This is a genomic window from Corynebacterium sp. J010B-136, assembly GCF_002967075.1.
In the GTDB taxonomy this organism is placed as follows: domain Bacteria; phylum Actinomycetota; class Actinomycetes; order Mycobacteriales; family Mycobacteriaceae; genus Corynebacterium.
The window spans coordinates 228,315-250,554 of record NZ_PUGE01000001.1; the positions used below are offsets into that span (position 1 = coordinate 228,315).

At 54.8% G+C, this 22,240-nt stretch carries 19 protein-coding genes; 6 read left to right on the plus strand and 13 right to left on the minus strand.

The window, feature by feature from the left end:
• The first annotated feature begins 153 nt into the window (after positions 1-153).
• The 4 genes from C5Y44_RS00990 to C5Y44_RS01000 all read left to right on the plus strand — a co-directional run bounded on the left by C5Y44_RS00990 (position 154) and on the right by C5Y44_RS01000 (position 3,972).
• Positions 154-1,635 carry a sugar porter family MFS transporter gene (locus C5Y44_RS00990; protein WP_105323276.1) on the plus strand — a complete coding sequence of 494 codons (1,482 nt, stop codon included), beginning with the start codon at positions 154-156 and terminating at the stop codon, positions 1,633-1,635.
• A gap of 245 nt (positions 1,636-1,880) precedes the next feature.
• The gene (locus C5Y44_RS13415; protein ID WP_233189773.1) at positions 1,881-2,051 is read left to right on the plus strand and encodes a hypothetical protein; all 171 of its coding nucleotides are present in this window, start codon (positions 1,881-1,883) and stop codon (positions 2,049-2,051) included.
• A 3-nt stretch (positions 2,052-2,054) separates the two neighbouring features.
• Positions 2,055-3,419: a cytosine permease gene (locus tag C5Y44_RS00995; protein ID WP_233189802.1), complete on the plus strand. Its 1,365-nt coding sequence runs from the start codon at positions 2,055-2,057 to the stop codon at positions 3,417-3,419.
• A gap of 1 nt (position 3,420) precedes the next feature.
• A complete protein-coding gene (locus C5Y44_RS01000) occupies positions 3,421-3,972 on the plus strand; it encodes a cysteine hydrolase family protein (RefSeq protein ID WP_105323277.1) in 552 nt (183 codons plus the stop codon).
• Position 3,973: 1 nt separating this feature from the next.
• Here C5Y44_RS01000 and C5Y44_RS01005 read toward each other — a convergent pair whose 3' ends face one another.
• From C5Y44_RS01005 to C5Y44_RS01015, 3 genes are all read right to left on the minus strand, one after another.
• A complete protein-coding gene (locus C5Y44_RS01005; protein WP_105323278.1) occupies positions 3,974-5,161 on the minus strand; it encodes a Gfo/Idh/MocA family protein in 1,188 nt (395 codons plus the stop codon).
• 101 nt (positions 5,162-5,262) lie between these two features.
• Positions 5,263-6,270, minus strand: coding sequence for a sugar phosphate isomerase/epimerase (locus C5Y44_RS01010; RefSeq protein WP_105323279.1), 1,008 nt, complete (start codon positions 6,268-6,270; stop codon positions 5,263-5,265).
• 18 nt (positions 6,271-6,288) lie between these two features.
• Positions 6,289-7,539, minus strand: coding sequence for a Gfo/Idh/MocA family protein (locus tag C5Y44_RS01015; protein ID WP_105323280.1), 1,251 nt, complete (start codon positions 7,537-7,539; stop codon positions 6,289-6,291).
• A 136-nt stretch (positions 7,540-7,675) separates the two neighbouring features.
• Between C5Y44_RS01015 and C5Y44_RS01020 the strand changes: the two genes are divergently transcribed.
• Entirely contained in the window at positions 7,676-8,689 is a 1,014-nt protein-coding gene (locus C5Y44_RS01020) for a LacI family DNA-binding transcriptional regulator (RefSeq protein ID WP_105323281.1), read from the plus strand.
• A gap of 123 nt (positions 8,690-8,812) precedes the next feature.
• Positions 8,813-9,916, plus strand: a complete 1,104-nt coding sequence (locus C5Y44_RS01025) for an HNH endonuclease (protein ID WP_105323282.1) — start codon at positions 8,813-8,815, stop codon at positions 9,914-9,916.
• Positions 9,917-10,004: 88 nt separating this feature from the next.
• On the opposite strand, the gene C5Y44_RS01030 is transcribed toward C5Y44_RS01025, so the two are convergent.
• The 10 genes from C5Y44_RS01030 to iolC form a co-directional block, all read right to left on the minus strand.
• On the minus strand, positions 10,005-11,030 hold the full coding sequence (locus C5Y44_RS01030) for a Gfo/Idh/MocA family oxidoreductase (protein ID WP_105323283.1): 1,026 nt from the start codon (positions 11,028-11,030) through the stop codon (positions 10,005-10,007).
• 43 nt (positions 11,031-11,073) lie between these two features.
• The gene (locus tag C5Y44_RS01035; protein ID WP_105323284.1) at positions 11,074-12,423 is read right to left on the minus strand and encodes an MFS transporter; all 1,350 of its coding nucleotides are present in this window, start codon (positions 12,421-12,423) and stop codon (positions 11,074-11,076) included.
• Between the two features lie 92 nt (positions 12,424-12,515).
• Positions 12,516-13,388: a sugar phosphate isomerase/epimerase family protein gene (locus tag C5Y44_RS01040; RefSeq protein ID WP_105323285.1), complete on the minus strand. Its 873-nt coding sequence runs from the start codon at positions 13,386-13,388 to the stop codon at positions 12,516-12,518.
• A 36-nt stretch (positions 13,389-13,424) separates the two neighbouring features.
• Positions 13,425-14,441 (minus strand): Gfo/Idh/MocA family protein, encoded by a 1,017-nt coding sequence (locus tag C5Y44_RS01045; protein WP_105323286.1) that lies wholly within the window; start codon positions 14,439-14,441, stop codon positions 13,425-13,427.
• Positions 14,442-14,481: 40 nt separating this feature from the next.
• Positions 14,482-15,438: a sugar phosphate isomerase/epimerase gene (locus tag C5Y44_RS01050; protein WP_105323287.1), complete on the minus strand. Its 957-nt coding sequence runs from the start codon at positions 15,436-15,438 to the stop codon at positions 14,482-14,484.
• A gap of 63 nt (positions 15,439-15,501) precedes the next feature.
• Positions 15,502-17,415 carry a 3D-(3,5/4)-trihydroxycyclohexane-1,2-dione acylhydrolase (decyclizing) gene (gene iolD, locus C5Y44_RS01055; protein ID WP_105323288.1) on the minus strand — a complete coding sequence of 638 codons (1,914 nt, stop codon included), beginning with the start codon at positions 17,413-17,415 and terminating at the stop codon, positions 15,502-15,504.
• Positions 17,416-17,419: 4 nt separating this feature from the next.
• The gene (gene iolB, locus C5Y44_RS01060; RefSeq protein WP_369831064.1) at positions 17,420-18,325 is read right to left on the minus strand and encodes a 5-deoxy-glucuronate isomerase; all 906 of its coding nucleotides are present in this window, start codon (positions 18,323-18,325) and stop codon (positions 17,420-17,422) included.
• Positions 18,326-18,354: 29 nt separating this feature from the next.
• Positions 18,355-19,866, minus strand: a complete 1,512-nt coding sequence (locus C5Y44_RS01065; RefSeq protein WP_105323290.1) for a CoA-acylating methylmalonate-semialdehyde dehydrogenase — start codon at positions 19,864-19,866, stop codon at positions 18,355-18,357.
• Positions 19,867-19,904: 38 nt separating this feature from the next.
• Positions 19,905-20,816 (minus strand): class I fructose-bisphosphate aldolase, encoded by a 912-nt coding sequence (locus C5Y44_RS01070; protein WP_199185955.1) that lies wholly within the window; start codon positions 20,814-20,816, stop codon positions 19,905-19,907.
• Between the two features lie 2 nt (positions 20,817-20,818).
• Positions 20,819-21,775, minus strand: coding sequence for a 5-dehydro-2-deoxygluconokinase (iolC, locus tag C5Y44_RS01075; RefSeq protein WP_105323291.1), 957 nt, complete (start codon positions 21,773-21,775; stop codon positions 20,819-20,821).
• Positions 21,776-22,240 lie beyond the last annotated feature (465 nt).

Genomic DNA, 22,240 nt, shown 5'->3' on the forward strand with positions numbered 1-22,240 from the left:
AGACAAGCCATCAAAGAACTATGTCATAAACGATTGACAGGACATATTGAGAATGACACAATCATTTCAACTGGTGATGGGAGTCACTCTCTGCATATCCTGTGCAGGCTCCCCTCCCCTGCCTAACCGGCTACCGGATACTTAGGAGACATAATGGTAAGTGCGTTTGCTGACACAGAAGAACCGCATACAAGCAGGAAACTTCCTCCATTAACGGAGGGTCCATACCGCAAGAAACTGTTCTATGTCGCACTGATTGCGACATTCGGTGGCCTACTTTTCGGTTACGACACCGGCGTCATCAACGGTGCACTAGCACCAATGACCGTAGAACTTGGCCTTACGGCCTTCACCGAAGGCGTTGTCACCTCCTCGCTGCTCTTCGGCGCAGCCGTCGGTGCAATGATTCTTGGCCGAGTCTCCGACAGGTGGGGACGACGCAAGACCATCATCCTTCTCGCAGTTGCTTTCTTCATTGGCGCTTTGGTGTGTGTATTCACGCCGAATTTTGAAATCATGGTCGTTGGCCGCATCATTCTCGGTCTTGCCGTGGGTGGCGCTTCCACAGTGGTTCCGGTGTACCTGGCGGAACTTGCCCCATTTGAGATTCGCGGTTCTCTCGCCGGCCGCAATGAGCTGATGATCGTTGTTGGTCAGCTAGCTGCCTTCGTTATTAACGCAATCATTGGCAACGTGTGGGGCCACCATGAAGGCGTATGGCGCTACATGCTCGCTATCGCCGCAATCCCAGCAATCGCACTATTCTTCGGAATGCTCCGAGTTCCCGAATCGCCACGCTGGCTCGTTGAACAGGGCCGTATCGATGAAGCGCGCAAGGTTCTTGAAACCATCCGCCCCCTAGACCGCGCCCACGCAGAGGTTGCCGACGTCCAAATCATGGCAGAAGAAGACCAAAAGGTCTCCGAAAAAGCCATGAGTTTCAAAGAGATTCTGACCAATAAATGGCTAGTTCGAATCCTCATCGTCGGTATCGGTCTAGGCGTTGCACAGCAGCTCACCGGCATTAACTCGATTATGTACTACGGTCAGATCGTCTTGGTCGAAGCCGGCTTTTCCCAAAACGCAGCCCTGATTGCAAATATCGCTCCAGGTGTTATCGCTGTAGTAGGTGCCTTCATCGCACTGTGGATGATGGACCGCGTCAACCGACGCACCACCTTGATTACCGGCTACACCTTGACCACGGTCTCCCACGTACTCATTGGTATCGCGTCCTTCATGTTCCCAGTTGGTGACCCCCTTCGCCCCTACGTCATCCTGACGCTGGTAGTTATCTTCGTAGGCTCAATGCAGACCTTCCTCAACGTCGCCACCTGGGTGATGCTGTCCGAAATCTTCCCACTGGCAATGCGCGGCGCCGCAATCGGTATCTCAGTATTCTTCCTCTGGATGACCAACGCATTCCTGGGCCTATTCTTCCCCACCCTGATGGAAGCCGTCGGCCTGACTGGCACATTCTTCCTCTTCGCCGGCATCGGCGTGGCCGCCTTAATTTTCATCTACGCGCTTGTCCCCGAAACCCGCGGGCGGACCCTTGAAGAAATCGACGAAGACGTCACCAGCGGCGTCATCTTCGATAAGGAAATCCGCAAAGGCAAAGATATCAAGCACTAACTCACCCACAGCCCAGTAGACCCTGAATTGGAAGTTCCGATTCAGGGTCTACTCATGTTTTGCCGCTTTTCGATGCCCACAAAGAGCTCTTGTATACATTGAAAAGTTTCCCGCTAACCCCGAATAAAACTTTAACGTGCAGCAAGAGACCTATTATCAGCGCGCGAAATTAAGAACTGCTTGCCTTCCCTTATTTTTGTGGTAGCTTGCATACAAGTGATTTAAATCTCACGAATTAGCCGCCAATGGCTGTAATCACAAAGAAGGGCATGATTATGACCGCACAACTCGATGGCCAAGCCATCGCTACCCCTCCGGGAGACGTTGGGTCTCCTACCCCTGATTTAAGCAATTCCGAAGAAACTAGCGTCAAGTACGGTAGTTCCCTCACTAAGGCAGAACCGTACGGCACCTAAGCCATCCCGGATGCTGAGCGTCACGGACATCCACGTTCCCAGTTCACTCTCTGGTTCGCTGCCAATATGGTGCTCGCCGTTTTGGCTTCTGGTTTCTTTGCTAGCTCTTTGGGGCTTTCAATCGTCCAAGGTTTATCTGCCGTAGCTGTCGGTAGCCTTGCCGGTGCTCTTGTCATGGGCGTACTCGCAAGTATCGGCACGCGATTCGGCGTGCCGCAGCAGGTTCAGGCACGCGGACCAATGGGATTCTTCGCCAACTTCGTACCGGTGGCATTGCTGACCAACGTATCCGCAGTGGGCTGGGTTGCGGTTAATACCGTTTTTGCAGTCCTTGCACTGCAGGAGCTTTTCGCAATTCCCTTCTGGATTGGCTCGCTCATCCTGTTCGTATTCCAGGCACTCTTTGCTGTGTGGGGACACAACTTAATCCACCTGGTTAATAAGATCGCCACGGTCGTTCTCACAGTGTTATTTGCTGTAATTACGGTACTCGCACTGACTGAGGTCGAAATTGGTGCCGCAGCACCAAGTGCTGACGGTGGCGGAATTGCTGACTGGGTTACATTCGCAGGTTTCTTCTTCATCTACGTGATGACTTGGACGCCTTTTGCTTCTGATTTCTCCCGATACCTCCCGCGCAGCGTATCCAAGGGAAAGATCGTGGCATACACTGCTGGCGGCGGATTCCTTTCTTTGCTGTGGCTCGGAAGTATCGGCGTTTTGGTCTCGAGCTTCGCGGGAGATCTCGGCGCAGTAGAAGCCGTTGATGAATTCACTGGTTCATGGGCATGGCTGGCCATGCTCACCGTTGTACTCTCCACGATTCCGGTTAGTGCTATGAACCTCTACGGCGGTGCACTTTCCTTGCTGACTATTCGTGTACCAGTGAGTCGCACCATGGGTGTTGTCATCACCGCGCTCATCAGCTTTGGAATCACGCTGCTTATGCAGGGAGATCCCTACGGCAGCTTCTACGGTTTCCTATCGATGCTGGGCTACTTGGTAGTTCCATTTACAACGGTCTTGCTGGTTGATTACTACATTCGAACCCGTCACCACATGACAGAGGCCATCGCCGAGTTAGACCAACCAGAACGCAAAATCTCGTGGGGTTGCATCTCCTGGCTAGTAGGTTGCTTGGTTTCAGCATTGTTCTGGACCACCCCGCTTGGTACTGGACCTTTCGCCCCACTGATTGAAGGCGCTGGCGATGTCACCTACTTCATCGGCGCAGCTGCTTCTGCACTGACATACTTGGCGATTCACGCAGTTCGCGGACGCAACAACGACATTTCCGTAGGTTGCAAGAACCATTCTTCAGCCATCGTGGCACCGAACGCTGTACCTGGAAATGAGGACGAGAACTAAAATGCGTGAGAAAAACGCCGCAACGCTTGCGGTAATTGATATGCAAGTTGCATTCGCTGAGCCAAGTAGTGATTGGTTTATCCCTCGGTATAAGGAAGTAGAAGCACAGGTAACTCAGCTTGTCGAGGCCTTTGAAGACTCTGTGGTGTGGACGAAGTTCGTCAGAGATCCTGAAGAACAAGGCGCTTGGGCTGACTACTATGACCGTTGGGCAAGCTTCCGGGTTGATGAAGATTCGGAGCAATGGGACATCACGCTAGAAACGCGACCAGAGCATGCCACTGTCTCATTGCCGACTTTTTCCAAGTGGGGATCTGAATTAGCAGATATCGCACCACTGGAATCGCGGTTAGTTATTTGCGGTGTCGCAACCGACTGTTGTGTCCTATCCACTGCATTGGGAGCAATCGATGCTGGCCGTTCAGTCACTATCGTGACTGATGCCTGCGGAGCAGTCAGCGATGAAGCCCAGAAGCAAACTTTAGATCTGCTTGGTCTGCTCTCGCCCATGATCACTCTAACGACGACAGCAGAACTGCTTAAATCTTTATAAGCTAGCGATCATAAGTAGTGGGAGTGTCAACTGCCTTGATGTCGACCCACTGCCCTGACTCGGCACTTTCGAGAGCCGCATCTGCAATTTCTGCTGCGGCCCAACCATCGCCAACCGACGGGGCGTACTGCTTATCCTCCAAGATGGAGCGAAGGTAAAGATACGCCTCGATGGTCTTTAGATCATCGAATCCCATGCTGGTGCCGGCACCCGGTTGGAAACGAGAGAACTCACCATAGGCCGGGCTGGCCATAATCGTGCGATATCCATCGGGGGAATCAGCGAGCTCCAATTCATTGAGTCGGTGGAAATTCCAACGCAAAGAGCCCTTCGAGCCATAGACTTCAATGATGTATTCCGCGCGCGGCCCGACTGCAACCCGGCTGGATTCGAATACACCAAGAGCACCGGATTCGAAGCGTCCCAGAACTGCCGTGTAGTCCTCATTTTCCACCTCGCCCTTTGGGGCGTTGTTATCGCCTTGTGAAAAGTGGCTGGCAGCGCCGCTAGTAGGCAATGGTCGCTGCTGGATAAAGATGCCGTTGGTAGCGGTCACGGCATCTAGTTTGCCCACGATAAACTGCGCCAAGTCGAATCCATGGGACATCAAGTCTCCCAAGACGCCGGAGCCGGCAAGTTCCTTTTTAAACCGCCAGGTCAAAGCGCCCAGCGGATCAGCCGAGTAGTCGGCTTTGAAACTGACCCGCACATTGTTGATAGTGCCAATCTCCCCGGCGCGCACGAATCGACGGGCTTCAGCGATAGCAGGCACGTGCCGGTAATTGAACCCGACGGATGTGACCAAGCCAGCGTCAGTTGCACCGGTGGCGATTTCTTGTGATTCAGCAGCGCTGCGGCCCATAGGCTTCTCAATCCAGAAGGGCTTACCTGCTGCGATTGCCGCCATTGCGATTTCGTGGTGAAGGAAATTCGGCGAGCAAATGGAGACAGCGTCAATCTCTGGGTTGGCAAGTAGTTCCTTGTAGTCACTGACGGCGTTCTTAAACCCCAGTGCTTCGGTGGCGTAGTTGCGTCCGCTCTCGTCTGGATCAGCGGCGGTGTGTAGCACAACCTTGACTGGAAGTTCTGAAAAGTGCTGGGCAACTGCCAGGTAAGAGCGCGCATGCAGTCGGCCCATCCAGCCGAGTGAAATGACACCAATATTGAGTGTGCGGCGTTCAGTAGACATGTATTTCTCCGTTCGAGATAGGGGTCAGTATAAAAGCAGAAATTGCCCTGATTCTTTAAGAAGGACTAAAGAATCTGGGCATCATCGGCAAGCTTTGGACTCTAGAGGGAAGCCTCAAGAGCGTCGTTGGCAGCGTTGAGGACATCGGCGGCAATCTTTACGCCTTCCTCAGGGCCGAGCTCGACGTCCTCGTGCTCAATGTTGACGAGCATGTCAGGGTCAACACGGTGCAAGGCGCGAAGGAACTCAGTCCAGTACTCCACGTCATGGCCTTTGCCAAGAGCAACGAAGTCCCAAGCGGAGTTCTTCGGCCATTCATTAGCCCACTCATCGCCACCTAAGTTGGTGCGCTCTTCCGATGGGTCACGGCGGCGGAAACTGTTATCCAGCACGCCGTTTAGCTGCGCCCATTCCTTATTAATGCGCACATCCTTTGCGGCTGCGTGGAAAACAAGCTCACCGAGATGGTCAATAACAGCTACTGGATCCATCTGCTGCCAGAACAAGTGCGATGCATCCAGTTCAACGCCGACGTTAGTGGCCTTGGTCAGCTCAATAAGCTTGTGCACATCCGCCGAGTTGAAAATCAGGTTCTGTGGGTGCAGCTCTAGTGCAACCTTGACGCCGTGGTCAGCGGCTAAGCGGTCAGTCTCACGCCAGAAGTCAGCAGCGATATCCCACTGATAGTCCAAGACATCCAGCGCCGCGGAGTTCCAAGCATTGACAATCCAGTTCGGGCGCTTCGTCCCGGGTTCACCGCCAGGAAGACCCGACATAGTAACCACGCGGGTTTGCCCAAGGCGCTCAGCAAGCCGAATCGAACGACGGATGTCCTCGGCATGTTTGTCCCCTATCTCGCGATTTGGGTGCAGCGGATTGCCGTTGCAATTCAACCCGTAGATATCAACGCCGGTTCCATCAAACTGGCCAAGGAATTCGTCCCGGGCGTCGTCGCTTTCTAAGATGTCATCGAAAGTAGGGATGTGCTTTGCTGGCAAGAAGCCACCGGTGTTGAGCTCAATACCGGTAAGGCCTGCATCCTTAATGGCGGTGAGTGCTTCTGGCAAGGAGCGGTCATGAAAGATCGCGTTGTAGAGACCAAGTTTCATCGAAGGTACCTAAATTTCTTAAGCGTTTACGCGTGCGGCGTTTTGGACTGGGACAGCAACGGTTGCACCGTTTTCGGCGGCGGACTGCGAAACGGCATCGATAAGCTGCATGTTGTGCAAGCCCTCTTCCATCGTTGCGCACCGTGGCAAGCTGTCTGCCTCAGAAATACCTGCGACTTCCTCGAGGAAAGAACGCGCCTGGAACACAAAGCCTTCGTTTTGGCCGATGCCCACACCCGGCGCATCCATAGCTAGACCTGCGCGCCAGTATGGGTGGTTTGGGCCAAGGGTAATCGTGCGGTAACCAGCTTCCTGGGAAGCATCCGATGAGGTCGCTGGGGTGAAGATGTGGAACTCACCTGGCTTGCGGAAGTCGAAGAACACCGAGCCCTTTTCACAAAACAGCTCAAAGCCCAGGGTATTTGGGTGGCCCTGCGAAATACGGGTTACCTGAATGGTTGCGGTTCCGCCACCGGCAAAGTTGCCGGAGAAGGACGCAACGTCATCATTTTCTACAGGCTCGAACTCATCAGAGACCGCGCCGCCTTCATGGCCAACCACGGCGCCCAGTGGCTTCGGACGCTGCGTAATTACAGTCGATAGTTGCCCGCCGCGAACCTCGGAGAAGTCAGAACCAGCAACGAATTCAGCCAGGTAGGTCAAGTGGCTGCCCACATCAGCCAGGGCGCCGGAGCCGTTTGGTCCCTTGTAGCGCCAGCTGATTGGCGCCATTGGGTTAGAGCCATAGTCAGTCCAGTAGTGGCCCGAGAAGTGCAGCACCTTGCCCAATTCGCCCGAGAGCACTAGGTCACGAATGTGCGCTACTGCTGGGGAGCGGCGGTAGGTCAGACCAATGCGCGCGATAACTCCCTTGGATTCTGCATCTTCAGCCGCACGAATCATAGCCTGTGCATCTTCGATTGTGTCGGACAGCGGCTTCTCACACAGCACGTGCTTGCCGGATGCGAGCAGCGCCTCAACAATTTCACGGTGCAGGAAGTTAGCCACCACAACGCTAACTACATCAATGTCATCGGCTTCAGCAATTGCCTGCCAGGAGGTATCAAAGCGCTCAAAGCCGAAACGTGCCGCGGTGGATTCTGCCAGTTCTGCATTGGCATCAGCAATAGACACCAGGCGGACCTTGGGCAACGTGCTGTCATAGGTTGCTGGCGCGGTCAGGTACCCCGCCGCATGCGCTTTTCCGGCCATGCCCGCGCCGATGACGGCGACGCGGATCCCCTGTGGGTTATTTACTTGCTCGGCCATGGTGACTCCTTAGATAGAGGTGTGCTTTGGTTTATCTCGCCCCTATAATGTGATCCAGAACCCTTATTTGGAGCGTTCCAATAAAACTATAGGCGAAACTATGTCCTGTCAATAGATCATGAGTAGGATTATTTAAATGAGCAGTACACGGCCCACAATTTATGATGTTGCGAAGGAAGCTGGCGTTTCAAAATCGCTGGTTTCTTTAGTTCTTCGCGGCTCTGACAATGTCAGCGTCCGGTCTGCTGCTGCGGTTAATGACGCGATTAAAAAGCTTGGTTACCAGCCCAATCGCGCCGCATCGGACTTAGCAGCCAAGCGCCGCAATCTGGTCGCCGTGCTTATCGATGACTATTCCAACCCCTGGTTCATTGACATGCTTCAGTCCCTCAGTGAGATCCTCACCCCGCGGGGGTACAGGATGTCTGTTATTGACTCCTTAACGTCTGGTTCGGACACCGATCCCATCACGCATGCACTAACCATGCGCCCCGATGGAATCATCATCGCCCAAGACATTGCAGAGAAATCACTGCCTGAGAACATGCCGCCGTTTGTCGTGGCCGGCACCCGATTCACTCCTCTTGAAAGCGATACGCAGTGTGCCACCCACGCTGTGTCGAATGATGACTTCTTAGGTGCCAAACTTGCCACGGAACATCTCATTGGACTTGGGCATAAACACATTGCACACATCAACGTCCACAGCGGTGCTGGACAGAAGCGTTTAGCAAGCTATATCGCGTCGATGAAAGAACACGGCCTAGTGCCACTAGCCAATGAAACTCCAGGGCCTGCAACGGAGCATTTTGGCTACACCCAAGCTTTGGCGCTACTGGAATCACATCCCAAAATCACGGCTTTCTTTGCTTCCAATGACATCACAGCCATCGGTGTTCTAGGCGCTGCACGCGAGCGCGGCCTTCGCGTGCCAGAGGATCTGTCAGTCGTTGGATACGACAACACTCCCCTGGCGCAGTCACGATTAATTTCCCTGACCACCATCGACGACAACAGTATTGGCGTGGGGCACAACGCCGCATACTTACTCTTAAACAAACTTGGAGCTAAGAAGTCTTACTCCGATGTCGAGCACACGCTAGTACCGAGACTCATTGAACGCGGCACCACCGCAGCACCACGCGAATAACTCCTGCCATTTGGTACTGCTTGTGGATAACTTTGCCAGTTGCGTGACGTGTCAACGTAGTTATCCACAGATTTTCAACCTTGCACTAGCCAGGGCTTGCAAAGGCGCTTTAGTGTCGAAGTTATGAACGGACAACAAATAATAAAACTCTTCTACACCAGCGGAATACCCATCCTCCGCGACGTTTATCAGTGCTCCCCTTATGACCTTGCCGGTGACCTGATGCCACTAAATGCCGCACGAAAATACACCAGGCTTGCCGATGTCCTCTTCGGCCCGGCTGATTCCCCCAAAGTGCAGCGCGACTCGGTCGCGCTTGCTGAAGCAAGGCAATTAAGCGTTGAGTATTTAGACATGGTCAACAAACACGCCAAAAAACTCAACACCCGCGGCGCCGCGTGGAAACTGCGTGCAGAACTAATCGCGTATGAAGGCACCTTCGAAGAAGTCGAAGCCCACGCGAAAAAGCGCGTCACCGAAGAAGGCGGCGACACCAAAAAGAAACCCGGGGTGCGTCTCGGCCGCGTCATCGACGGCCTACGCACCATTAGCATTACCGATACCCAACGGAAAATCACCGATTTAGAAAAGACCCTCGACGCCGCCATCACCGATGAAGACCAGCCACGCTCCGAAGCTTTGCTGGAACCATTCTGGGACCTCGTCGAAGGCACCGGCACCGGCCTTATCAAGCCGGGATACCGCACCGTGATTGCTATTGGACTCGACGATTTCGCGAAAGTCTCCTGCGGAAAGGGCGACGACGTCATCATCGGTCTTTCCGACGGCACGACCATGACCGGCGCCGAGTTCATCAACGCCGCAATGGAAGGCGCACTCGGCGACAAACTCTACGTCGGGCTTTTCCACCCCACCGCCGGACCCGTGAATCTTTACGAGGCACGCTTCGCGTCCGAGAAACTACGCACCCTAGCCATGGCAGAGAACCTGGTATGCCCCTGGCCAGACTGCAACGTGCCCGCCGATAGGTGCCAAGTCCACCACATCGACGCCCACAAACATGGCGGGCACACCAAACCATCGAATCTAACGATGCTATGCAAGTACCACAACGGCGTGAATGATGATGACCCCACGCGGCCAAGCAGGAAGAAACGTGGTCGGATGAAACGACACCGCGGCAAAGTCCGCCTGCACACCCCAGGCGGAAAACTTGTGGGCAACACGCACCACGTAAGCAGCATGGGAGCAATGAACCTCATCTAAAACCAGGGCGCTCCCCACCGCTAGCAAAAGCTAACTAGCCAACCAGGCTGGTTAGCCAATTCGGCGATCCCTTTTTGAAAAATACCACTTAAAGAATGCGAACTGCTCGGCCTTCTTTCGCGCTTTCGACCACAGCATCCAAGACTTTAAGAACTTCGACTCCTTGCTGTGCAGGAACCGGACCAGCTGTCTTGGTTTCTATCGCGCGGGCGAACTCATCGTAGAAATTGGTGTAATCACCTTGCTCTGAACGTATAGTTTCCACTCCATCAGCAGTGCGCAACTGCCCCCACCTGTCGTGGGATTCATAGCCCCACGCATCACGTTTTCCTGCAGGGCGTTGTCCTTTCTTGATGGCTTCCGTTTGCACGTCGCGGTAATCGGAGACATAAGCACCATGCTCCCCGACTAGGCGAATCTCACGCGAGACGAGCCAATCCACCTTGCTCGCAGAAATCGTGGATACCGCTCCTGTGCCGTGCTCGAGGATGATACGAAAGCTCTTATCAGTGCGTCCCTGGGCGCTTTCGATGAACCCAAGGTGAGCAGTTACTTCATATGCTGGTCCCATCAGTGTTAATGCTTGATCCACTACATGAGAGCCTAAATCCCGGAGCAAGCCTCCCTGGGGTCCAAGCTCTAAAGATTCAGGCTCATCAAGATCAAAACGTAAATCCAAACCGTGCAGCTGCCCCAGCGAATGTCGAACTTTCAATGCCGTGACAAAGTCCGTGTCATATCGACGATTATGAAAAACATTGAGAAGAACGCCGGCTTTATCGGCGGCATCGACAAGCTCTTGCGCGGCCTGAGCATTTGGGGCGAAAGGCTTATCAGCCACCACTGCCACCCCTGCGTCAATCGCTTCTAAAACCAGGTCTCGGCGCGTATCGGGTGGCGTAGAAATAACCACCGCGTCAACACCGAGTTCTACCAGTTCCGCCAATGAATCCACGGTTTCAAGCCCAGGGAAATCTTCTTCGACCTTTGCTTTCGACGCTTCAGAACGTGCCACCACACCCACTAATTCACAATGCGGGGAGGCTTCAATATAGGGCGCGTGAAAATAGCGCCCACCGGTTCCATAACCAACTAATCCAATACGGATATTCATGGCTTTTCACTTACTTTCTTGGGGTATCTCGGTTGTTTGGTTTCTAAGGCACTAGCGCCGGAACTTGGTGGAGCATCGCAGCGCCCAAAAGAGGCAGGATGAATAGCGCGGCTGCGAGGGGAAACGCCCACGCGAAAGTCGGCGCAAGCGAAATAGCTATGACGCCGACTGCAATGCCGAGAGACATACCGAGCTGGTGCAGGGTTGCTGAAAGAACATTAGCGTTATTGGTTTGCTCAGGTCCGATATCCACAAACTGTAAAGTGTTGTAGGCGCTAAACCCCAATGAGCGCAGCGCCCCGGAGATGAACAACAAGGCACCGATGACTGCCAGCGGTGTTTCCGCCGTGACGAACAGAAACGATGCTAGAACGATGGCACCAGCGGCATTAGAGAAAATCAACACTGGTTTGAAGGCGAATTTACGAATGATGGGCGTGGTAAAAGGCTTAATCGCCACGTTTCCTGCGAAAAGCGCAACGACCATCGCGCCGGCCATGGTCGCAGACCAACCAAAAGATAGTTGGAATAACAGGGTAAACATAAACGGCACGGCAGTAATAATCAGCCGGTAGATGCTTCCCGATGCATTCCCTACTCGAAACGTCTGAATGCGCAACACTGTTAAATCAAAAAGACGTCCCGGGGTGCGCAGCCACCAGGTGATGAACCCCGTGGTGATAGCGGCAATGGCAACCAGCGCTAGGGTATAAAGCCCGCGGTGGTCTACTTCGGTTGTGAGAAGTTCTGCGCAGATAGTTAGCGCCACCATGATGATGGCAACGCCGATAAACCCCACTGCATCGAAACGCCCTGTGGAAACCCTTGTGTCTTTAGGCAGGATGAACGCTCCCGCGATCAGAGCAATTATTCCGAGTGGCACGTTGATAAAGAAGATCCATCGCCAGCCAATCGTGTCTGTAATCAAACCACCCAGCACCGGCGCTATGACTGGTGCGACAAGCGCTGGCCAGGTTAAAAATGCGATGGCATCGAGGAGATCTTTGGGATCTGTTCCGCGAATAACGGCCAATCTTCCAACCGGCACAAGGAGCGCACCACCGAGGCCTTGCAAAACACGTGCCGCAATGAGCATGCCTAAGTTAGGAGCCAGTGCGCAGATAAGCGATGCGACAGTGAATACAAAAAGTGCCAGCAGAAATACTGGGCGCACGCCAAAGCGATCTGATAGCCAGCCGGCCGCGGGGATGCCAACAGCTGCCGCAACAAGGTAGGCCACCAGCACGAGGCTGACATCGCCTGCACCCACACCAAATTCGCTCGCGATGGCAGGAATCGCCGTGGTCAAGATTGTGCCGTCGAGAATTTCTAAGAACAATGCGCCGGCCGCAAGCAAGGCGATAGAGACGCTAAATGACCGTGTCTGAGCCATAAGCGTGCTCCTTTCGTGGAGATGAAATACATAACGGCTCGGGAGTCCCTGCAATTTCTGGAGGATTCCCGAGCCGTATCTGGTGTTAGCGCTTAGGCGTTGTCGACCAATTCTTTGATCTTTTGCAGCTGGTAGCGCGAAACATCGAGGAAGGTCTCATCTTCGGCAAAGACATTGGATACCAAGAGGGCATCCTCGCGGTCTAGGTAGCCGGTGGTCCGAAGCAACTTAAACAGCTCGTTAAAATCAACGTCACCATCACCGATCTTCAAGTGCTGGTGCACGCGTACTGCATTGCCCGGTGGGTTGGTGATGTAGCGCAGACCGTGGGATTTGTGATGGTCGAAGGAATCTGACAAATACACAGCCCCAAGACGATCACCGACCGAGGTGAGAATCTTTTCTGGTTGGTCTCCCATATGGAAAGTGTGCGGCGCAACGTACACAAAGCCCACTTGCTTGGAATTCAGGCCGCGGATTACGCGCCACGCCTCAACGCCGTCTTCCACAAAATCATCTGGGTGCGGGTCGATGTTGAACTTGATTCCTTCGCGCTCCAAGATAGGAAGTAGTTCTTCCATGGAGCGGTAGAAAGCATCTTCTGATTCCTCAGGGCGTTCGGGTCGGCCCGAGAATTCCGTGTTCAGGGTGTCTACTTCCAGATCTACAGCAATCTGGATAATGCGCTTGAGATTGCGCACCGCAGCTACCCGCAGGTTTTCATCAGGCCAGGACAAACGGTGCACCGGCAAGATGGCTGGTATTTTGACGCCCGCATCTTTGGCGCGCTTCTTTAGCGCTTGCACCAGATCATCGTCAGCCTTGGGATGGCGGAAGAAAGGACCAAAGTCCACATGCGGAGTGATCTGCATGTACTCATAGCCCAAGCGTGCGGTGACATCTGGAAATTCCAGCAAGTCATAGTCATGATGCAAAGGCGTTGGGTCAAAAGCAATGCGAACCATAAGGGATTCTCCTTCTTAAACAGAAATCGTGAAAAATTATGCGTAGAAATCAGGGCGTGGTTCTGCTTCAACTGGCACAACGCCGCCTTCGTTCAATGCCTTGACACCTGCCTCGCAGGACAATGCCACCAGGTAGCCATCGAATGCATTTGGACCAGCCACCAAAGTACCCTCATGAATTGCATCCACCCAGGACTGAATTTGGCGGTCATATGCCGTTGCGAAACGAGTGGTGAAATCAGTGTGGTCATTAATAATGAACTGGCCTGCATTCCAGCGCTGTAGACCTGCTGGCTGACCGATGCGGGCGAGTCCCTTTTCAAAAACTGCTTCGGTTGCAACCTGGTAGCCGAATTGAACATTCACGTTCATTTCCACGTCTACCAGCACGCCATTTTCGAGTTCCATGATGACCAAGATCGGTTCTTTCAGTCCCGCATGCGCCAAGGAGTTTGTCTTAGGGTACTTAACTTCCACACTGACCACACGTGCGCCTGCGAGCCATGGAATGACATCAAACTCATGCACCACGGAGTCAGTGATCAACATGTCCTGGGAGTAGTTCTCCCCCACGGTTGGGTTGCGGTGCACGCCGCGAAGCATGAGGAGCTCGCCGGCATCTGCCGACTCCACCAGCTTGCGCAGCTCGTTGTATTCCGGGTCGAAGCGGCGCATGAAACCAATCTGGATGTGTGGCTTGTCCAGCTTCTGCTCAAGCTCCACGATGCGAAGAGAAGACTCAGAATCAGGGGTCAACGGCTTTTCACACAGAATGGGTAGGCCGGCTTCCAGCGCTGGGACAAGGACCGGCTCATGGAATTGGCCAGGAACGGCAATCAGAACGGCGTCGACTGCATCGGCAGCAATGGCGTCTTCAATCTTGGAGAAGGTCTGCGCACCTGGTGCACTTTCGGCTGCTTTGGCAGCACGGCCTGCATCCGGTTCAACGATGGCGGAAATGTGAGCACCGGAGGTGCGGTTGTTGATGCGATCGATATGGTCTGCACCCATTGCTCCGGCACCAACGACGCCGACGCGAAGACTCTTAGTCATAATAATTTCCTAACTGGATTGGTTTTGGCAGGTGGAGGGCTTACTTGATGCGTGCGAAGTGCGTGCAGCCGAAGATGTGCTTGCGGGTGCGCTCAGCAATTGGGAATGGGTAGTCCACATCGCAGCCGTACATGTCTTGTTCAACGATGGCGAAGATTTCGGAGTCAATTTTGGAGACAGCTTCAATGATTGGCGCCAAATCTGGAACGCCGTGTGGTGGTTCGACCATGATGCCCTGGGCGACGGCATCGGCAAAAGGCACGTCGTTCTTCAAAATATCGAAAAGCAAGCTTGGGTCGACCTGCTTTAAGTGCAGGTAGCCGATGCGCTCTGGATGGTCCTCGATGAGCTTGACGTTATCGCCGCCGTAGTAAGCAAAGTGGCCGGTGTCCAGGCATAGGTTGGTGTAGCGTGGGTCGGTTTCTTCCAGGAAGCGCAGGACTTCGCGGGTGGTGCCGATATGGCTGTCAGCATGCGAGTGGAATTGCTGCTTCATGCCGAATTCCTCCAGCAGGGCCTTGCCCAAGCGGTCGTGACCGGCAGCGAGCTTAGCCCACTTTTCATCGTCGAGCGTGCGCGATTCCAGCACCTCACTGGTGGCATCGGAGCGCCACAGGTCTGGGATGACAACCAGGTGTTCAGCGCCCAGCTTGGATGCAAGACCTGCGACATCGAGTGCTTGGTCCCAGGCGCGCTTCCACTGTTCTTCACCTTTATGGAAACCGGTGAATACGGTGCCGGCAGAAAGCTTGAGATTACGCTTGCCGAGCTCGTCTTCCAGCTGGTGCGGGTCGGTGGGCAGGTAGCCGTAGGGGCCCAGCTCGATCCAGGTGTAGCCAGCTTTGACTACTTCATCCAGGAAGCGGTCCCACGGGACCTGCTTCGGGTCATCGGGGAACCAGACGCCCCAGGAATCAGGTGCGGTTCCGATGCGCAGGCCAGGGTTTTCACCGGCGACGGAGGCGGCTTTGGTGTCAGAAGGTACAGAGGTGGTCATTGTTGTTCCTTACTTTGCGGTTGAATTCATCTTTTCGCTTCTTGGCGTAACAACGAATGTTGTCTAGCCAAGAAGCGGGCGCTGGAAGGCTTGTTGCTTGAGGTATTCCTCGCGGGCGGTGTTGGTCGATTCCAAGGTCGCGGTTTCGGAAACCGGGACATCCCACCAGCCGGCGCCATCAGGTGCGTAGATAAGCGGGTCGGAATTGATGTGGATGAAAGTCGACTTGTCAGATGCCTTGGCGGTGGCCATGGCTTTCTTTAAGTCCTCGATGGAGTTCTCCCCGGGCTCGACTTCGATGACATCAAGGCCGTAGCTGCGGGCATTCATGGCCAGGTCAACGGGCAAAATCTGCTCGCCTTGGAAGTTCTTTTGTTCTTCGTCGTACTCGCGGTACCAGGTACCAAAGCGCTGCGAACCAACGGTTTCGGACAGGTGCCCGATGGAAGCATAGCCGTGGTTTTGGATGAGCACGATGATGACCTTGATGCCTTCGGCCACTGCGGTAACCAGCTCCGAGTTGAGCATCAAATAGGAGCCGTCGCCCACCATGATGACCACATCGCGGTCATCACCGACGGCATCAAGACCACGCTTGGCGCCGATACCACCAGCAATTTCATAGCCCATGCAGGAGAAGGCATATTCCACGTGGTAGCCCAGTGGATCGCGCACGCGCCATAGTTTTTGCAGATCCCCTGGCAAAGAACCAGCGGCCTGGATGATGACATCTTCTGGTGCAGTGGACTCCTGTACCGCACCAATGATTTCTGGCTGTCCGGGAAGAGCCAGCTTCGAGGGTGCGAAAGCCTTGTCCACCTCCGCATCCCAGGAAGCTTTTTCTTCGGCGATAGAACGCGCGAAGTCTTCGGAGATATGGAAGCCGGCGAGGGCATCGATAAGCTCTGTGATTGCTTCGCGCGCATCGGCGATGACGGGAAGCTGCGAACCGTGCTTGTAGGCATCGAAAGACGCGACGTTGATGTTGACGAACTTGACGTCTGGGTTTTGGAACGCGGTGCGCGAGGCGGTAGTGAAGTCGCTGTAGCGGGTACCAATGCCGATGATGACGTCCGCCTCGCCAGCAATGCGGTTTGCGGCCAAGGTACCGGTCGCACCCACACCGCCGAGGTTTTGCGCGTGATCCCAATCCAGCACGCCGCCGCCTGCCTGCGAAGTGCCCACCGGAATTCCGGTCTGCTCAACCAGGGCTTGTAGCTGCTGTTCTGCGGAGGAATACAGCACGCCGCCGCCAGCGATGATCATTGGATTCTTCGCATTACGGATGACCTCGACAGCACGCGCCATAGCCTCACGCTCCGGGCGGGGGCGGCGGATGTGCCATTCGCGGTCTTGCAGGAATTCAAGTGGAACCTCGAAGGTTTCCGCCTGGACGTCCTCGGGCAAAGCGATGGTCACAGCACCGGTTTCCGCTGGGTCAGTCAGCACGCGCATTGCCGAAAGTGCGATGGAAAACAGCTGCTCCGGGCGCTGCACGCGGTCGAAGAACTTAGAGACCGGACGGAATGCATCATTGACTGTCAGCCCGATATCCCATGGCTGCTCGAGCTGCTGCAACACAGGGTCTGCCACACGCGTGGCGAAGGTATCGCTTGGCAAGAGCAGCGCTGGCAGGCGGTTGGTGGTAGCCAGGGCCGCGCCGGTGAGCAGGTTGGTTGCACCTGGGCCAACAGAAGCTGCCGATGCATAGGTGCCCCGGCGGCGGTGCATACGCGCATAGCCGACGGATTGGTGAACCATCGCCTGTTCATTACGCGCCTGGTAGTACGGCATGAGCTCTGGTTCATCCACGTTGTATTGCTTCAACGCCTGGCCAATACCGGCAACGTTGCCGTGGCCAAAGATGCCGAACATGCCGGCGATGGTGCGCTCGCGGTGCTCACCGTCAACGGTCCACTGGTGCCCCAGGAACTCAACGAGTGCCTGGCTGACCGTCATTGTTTTTGTAGAAGCCATTTATTTAGCCTTCCCGGTGTTCATAAGGCAGGCGGTTATCAAATTCCTGCCCATTCCAAGTCTCACGAACCCATGCGTGCGCAGGGTCGTCATTAATCAACCAGATGCGTTCTGGATCAGGGCCTGCCATGACATTGAGGTAATACAAGTCATAGCCGGGTGCTGCCACAGCTGGGCCGTGGTAGCCATAAGGAACAAGGGCCACATCACCGGTGTAGACCATGGCGTTGATATCAATATCGCCGGCCGGTGAGGAGTACGTGGAAAACATTCCGAAGGCGCCATCGGCAGCGTCGGGGTTTCCACCCACGCGTGAAGGAGCAGATTCGAAGTAGTAGATTTCTTCCAGCTTGGACTCGTGCCCCGGCTTGTACTCATCGTGCTTGTGCGGTGGATAGGAGCTCCAGTTCTCACCAGGAGTGATTACTTCGCACACAATCAACCGCGCGGCATCAAGTGCTTCCGGAGTGCCGAAGTTGTGCACCTGGCGGCTCGAACGACCTGCGCCGCGCAGCTCCACTGGGGTGCCCGCTGGTGGAATGTACTTCCACTCTTTCGGCTCCTTGGTTGGTGCTTCCGCCACTGCTACCCGGCCTTCACCGGATAACGTCGCAGCAGTATTCGTTGGAAGATAGAGCACATCAGTGGGCCCATCAAAGACAGACTTGCGTCCATTCAGCGTGGTCACTTCATCATTGTGTGCAACTTGAAAGTGCCCGGCGAGCGGGATGAAGATCCGCTCCACGCCCAGATCATCTAAGGATAGAGACTGGCCATCGGAAAGCTCTGCGATGCGAATGCCCGTGTACTGCCATCCCGGGGTGGTCGAATCAACGACCGTTTGCCACCCAGCTCTAGCCAAATCGCCCTTTTTATGAAACCAACGTTCCACAGTGCCCATTGTGCCCATTGTGCTCATGTCCTCTCCTGCTCACTTAGCTAGTCGTTTTGTGGGAATCCCAGGTTGATGCCACCGTGGGTTGCTGGGTCGAGCCAGCGGCTGGTGATCGCCTTTTCCCGGGTGAAGAAGTCGAATCCGTGGGTGCCGTAGGCCTTGGCGTCGCCAAAGAGTGAGTTCTTCCAGCCGCCAAAGGAGTGGTAGGCAACTGGCACCGGGATGGGGACGTTGATGCCAATCATGCCGACTTCAATCTCATGCTGGAAGCGGCGCGCCGCACCACCATCGTTGGTAAAGATTGCGGTGCCGTTGCCGAACTCACCGGAGTTGATGAGTGCGATTGCCTCATCAAAGGAAGCAACACGAACAACCGACAGAACCGGGCCGAAGATTTCTTCTTTGTAGGCACGGGAGGAGGTGGGGATGTCATCGATAAGCGTTGGACCGAAGAAAAAGCCTTCTTCGTGTCCTTCCACGCTGCAGCTGCGGCCATCGACAACAATCTTTGCGCCGTCGGCTTCCGCAATATCGACGTAGCCGGATACGCGCTCGCGGTGTGCCTCGGAAATGAGTGGGCCCAAGTGTGGCTCCCCGTTTTCGTCGCCAGCACCGTTGCCGACGCGCAAGGTCGCGATGCGCTCTTCAATCTTGGCAATGAGCTCATCAGCAATAGAGTCAATCGCCAAGACAGTAGAAATCGCCATGCAGCGCTCACCCGCAGCACCGTAACCAGCGTTAATAGCCTGGTCAGCAACCAAGTCCAGGTCAGCATCAGGCAGCACCAACATGTGGTTATTCGCGCCACCCAGCGACTGCACGCGCTTACCGTTCTTCGCCGAGGTTTCGTAGATGTACTTCGCAATTGGAGTGGAGCCCACAAACGAGATAGCGGAGACCTCGGGGCTATTGAGCAGGCCATCGACAGCCAGCTTGTCACCTTGCAGAACGTTGAAGACACCGTCAGGCAGGCCTGCTTCAGTCCACAGGTTCGCCATCCACAGTGCAGCAGATGGGTCCTTTTCGGAAGGCTTCAAAATAACCGCGTTGCCGGCGGCAATCGCGATTGGGAAGAACCACATGGGCACCATGGCCGGGAAATTAAATGGGCTAATAATGCCGACAACACCCAGTGGCTGCTTGATGGAATAGACATCAATGCCGCTAGAGGCATTTTCGTTGAAGGCACCCTTGGTCAGGTGCGGGAAGCCGGTCGCCAGCTCCACTACTTCCTGGCCGCGCATGATTTCACCCATGGCATCGGAGAGCACCTTGCCGTGTTCAGCGGTGATGATCTCTGCCAATTCGCCGCGACGTTCGTTGAGCAGTTCACGGAACTTGAAAATAACGGCTTGTCGCTTGGCGATGGACATCCCACCCCACACCTTCGCCGCCTTGGCAGCGGATGCGATGGTGGCATCGATTTCTTCTTGGTTGGCTAGTACTACCTGGCCGGTGACTTCACCGGTTGCGGGATTGTATACGGGGGCGGTGTTGCCTGAGGCCGATGGAGCTTCTTTGCCATCGATCCAGTGGTTAATGAGCTTTTCAGACATGTGTGTTCCTTTAAGGGATAGAAGTTCAGGGTTAGATATCAGGCGGAAGGTACCAAGGACGGGTGGACCATATTTGCTGCGATATCGACGGCAGCGGCGACATCGTCATCGTGTGGGTAGAGCAAAGTGCGTCCCACGGTGAGTCCGCGAACACCTGGCAGAGCCAGGGCGTTTTGCCAGGAGGTATAGGTGGCATCTGGGTCCCCGCCGTTATCGCCGCCGAGCAGCAAGGTCGGCATGGTGGTTGCTTCCATGACGCGTTCCATCTCTTCGACCACGGGCAGTTTCATCCAGGTATAGGAAGAATCATTGCCCAAGCCTGCTGCAATGCCGATGGACTGGATGACGGCATCGGGGCTTAAGTCATTGACGACTTTGTTGTTAACCCAGTTGCTCATGAAGGGCTCCAACATAATCGGCAGCTGCGCTGCAGCAGCTTCATTGACTGCCTTTGCGGTGGCTTCCAATGTTGGTGAGGTACCGGCATCGTCTAGGTTGATGCGCACCAGGGTTTTGGCAAAGTCGATGCCATTTTCAGCCATGCTTGCCACGTCATAGCCGGTGTAGCGGTCATCCATTTCAAAAGATGCCCCGCGCAGGCCACCACGGTTCATGGACCCGACGATAATTTTCCCGTCTAACAAACCCAGTGCGGCGAGGTCATCAATGATGTCTGGGGTTCCCAGCACACCGTCTACCCCGGGCCGCGAGAGCGCAATGGCCATGCGTTCTAGAAGTTCATAGCGGTTGGCCATGGCGGTGGGGTTATCGCCCACGGCCAATGCCCCGCGCGCCGGGTGGTCGGCGGCGACGATGAACAACTTCCCATCATCGCCAAGCAAAGTGCGCTTTTTACGCCTGCGGAAACTCTCCGCAACCGCATTGGGATCCTCGGCGCGTATGGTGCGGAGCTTTTCAAAGCTCGCTGGTGAAATTTGTGGTGCAGTCATCTCTAGACCTTCTGACTTAGGGCTGCTTCAACTTCTTCAGTGGTTGGCATGGCGGTGCTGCACTCCAGGCGTCCGGCAACCACCGAGCCTGCCGCGTTGGCAAAGCGCAGGACTTTTTCGAGTGGCCAGTCGGACAATAAGCCGTGGCACAGCGCGCCACCGAAGGCATCGCCAGCGCCGAGACCGTTGACAACATCGACCCACACCGGTGGCACTTCGACGGTTTCATCTTCGGTCATAGCCAGCACGCCTTTGGGGCCTTGCTTAACGATGGCCAATTTCACGCCGCGTTCCAACAACGCCTTGCCGGCGCGTTCTGGTTCGGTTTCACCGATGGCGACTTCGCACTCTTCCTTGTTGCCGACCGCAACGGTGGCATGCTCGAGTGCCCACTGTGCCTGCTCAGTTGCTTCCTGCTTGGAATTCCAGAACATGTCGCGGTAGTCCAAGTCCAAGATGGTGTGCTTGCGCCGGGCGCGGGTGTTTAGGATTTCTTTATGCGCTCCGCGGCTTGGTTCTTCGCTTAAGCCGGTCAGGGTAAACCACAAGATTTCTGCATCGCGGACGTCTTCGAGGTTGACGTCGGAGGACTCGATGCACATATCCGGGGCTTTGGGCTCGCGGTAGAAGTACAGCGGGAAATCATCTGGTGGGAAAATTTCGCACAAAGTCAGCGGGGTTTTGTACGTCGGATCAGTAGCGACGTACTGGTTATCTACCCCGAGCCTTTCTAGTTCGTTGAGCAGGTACTTCCCCAGTGGGTCATTGCCTACTCGTGATAGCAGTGCGGAATTGTGCCCGTGCCGTGCGGCGGCAACAGAGACATTTGCTGCGGATCCGCCCAGGTATTTGCCAAAAGAAGATACCTCTTCTAGCCCAACGCCGGACTGCAGTGGATAGATATCCACGCCAAGCCTGCCGATGGCCAGAACTTCGTGAGCGCTAGTTAAATACGCCATTAGACTCCTGCAACCTCTCACTCAAATTACATCTATTGTGGCGACCCTCACGGCCGCATGTCCTGACAATAGCACATTCAATGGAAGTCGCAAGGGGTTCTTTGAAAATTCTTTTCCATCCGCAGGACAAACACATATCTGCAGCTCATCACGCACATCACCCCGCCGGGCTAGCGTGGACTTTGCCCCCGGACAGCGTATTTACGCCACCCCACTGGGTGTATTATTCTTTAAAACAGCTAACAAAGTTGGCTTGTAAGCTGACAAAAACCACATTTAAAGTTCTAAAACTGCACGAATTTGCGCGCCGGGTGATACCGTCGTTTTACAAAACCGCAAGATAAACCAACTGATAGGTGAATTCTTCCCAGGTCTGGAGACTCAAAAGCTCTGGACAAATCACCGTCAAAGTAATATTGTTCAATTGTCCTAACGTATCGAATGCGAAAAGGTAGACGAGCAGAG

What these genes read in the sequence shown, in the direction of transcription:
- C5Y44_RS00990 (WP_105323276.1), top strand. Translation starts at nt 154, where the DNA reads ATGGTAAGTGCGTTTGCTGACACAGAAGAACCGCATACAAGCAGGAAA.
- iolC (WP_105323291.1), bottom strand. Translation starts at nt 21,775, where the DNA reads ATGGCGTATTTAACTAGCGCTCACGAAGTTCTGGCCATCGGCAGGCTT.
- C5Y44_RS01000 (WP_105323277.1), top strand. Translation starts at nt 3,421, where the DNA reads ATGCGTGAGAAAAACGCCGCAACGCTTGCGGTAATTGATATGCAAGTT.
- C5Y44_RS01070 (WP_199185955.1), bottom strand. Translation starts at nt 20,816, where the DNA reads ATGACTGCACCACAAATTTCACCAGCGAGCTTTGAAAAGCTCCGCACC.
- C5Y44_RS01005 (WP_105323278.1), bottom strand. Translation starts at nt 5,161, where the DNA reads ATGTCTACTGAACGCCGCACACTCAATATTGGTGTCATTTCACTCGGC.
- C5Y44_RS01025 (WP_105323282.1), top strand. Translation starts at nt 8,813, where the DNA reads ATGAACGGACAACAAATAATAAAACTCTTCTACACCAGCGGAATACCC.
- C5Y44_RS01065 (WP_105323290.1), bottom strand. Translation starts at nt 19,866, where the DNA reads ATGTCTGAAAAGCTCATTAACCACTGGATCGATGGCAAAGAAGCTCCA.
- C5Y44_RS01035 (WP_105323284.1), bottom strand. Translation starts at nt 12,423, where the DNA reads ATGGCTCAGACACGGTCATTTAGCGTCTCTATCGCCTTGCTTGCGGCC.
- C5Y44_RS01045 (WP_105323286.1), bottom strand. Translation starts at nt 14,441, where the DNA reads ATGACTAAGAGTCTTCGCGTCGGCGTCGTTGGTGCCGGAGCAATGGGT.
- C5Y44_RS01030 (WP_105323283.1), bottom strand. Translation starts at nt 11,030, where the DNA reads ATGAATATCCGTATTGGATTAGTTGGTTATGGAACCGGTGGGCGCTAT.
- C5Y44_RS01050 (WP_105323287.1), bottom strand. Translation starts at nt 15,438, where the DNA reads ATGACCACCTCTGTACCTTCTGACACCAAAGCCGCCTCCGTCGCCGGT.
- C5Y44_RS01040 (WP_105323285.1), bottom strand. Translation starts at nt 13,388, where the DNA reads ATGGTTCGCATTGCTTTTGACCCAACGCCTTTGCATCATGACTATGAC.
- C5Y44_RS01020 (WP_105323281.1), top strand. Translation starts at nt 7,676, where the DNA reads ATGAGCAGTACACGGCCCACAATTTATGATGTTGCGAAGGAAGCTGGC.
- C5Y44_RS13415 (WP_233189773.1), top strand. Translation starts at nt 1,881, where the DNA reads ATGGCTGTAATCACAAAGAAGGGCATGATTATGACCGCACAACTCGAT.
- iolB (WP_369831064.1), bottom strand. Translation starts at nt 18,325, where the DNA reads ATGGGCACAATGGGCACTGTGGAACGTTGGTTTCATAAAAAGGGCGAT.
- C5Y44_RS01010 (WP_105323279.1), bottom strand. Translation starts at nt 6,270, where the DNA reads ATGAAACTTGGTCTCTACAACGCGATCTTTCATGACCGCTCCTTGCCA.
- iolD (WP_105323288.1), bottom strand. Translation starts at nt 17,415, where the DNA reads ATGGCTTCTACAAAAACAATGACGGTCAGCCAGGCACTCGTTGAGTTC.
- C5Y44_RS01015 (WP_105323280.1), bottom strand. Translation starts at nt 7,539, where the DNA reads ATGGCCGAGCAAGTAAATAACCCACAGGGGATCCGCGTCGCCGTCATC.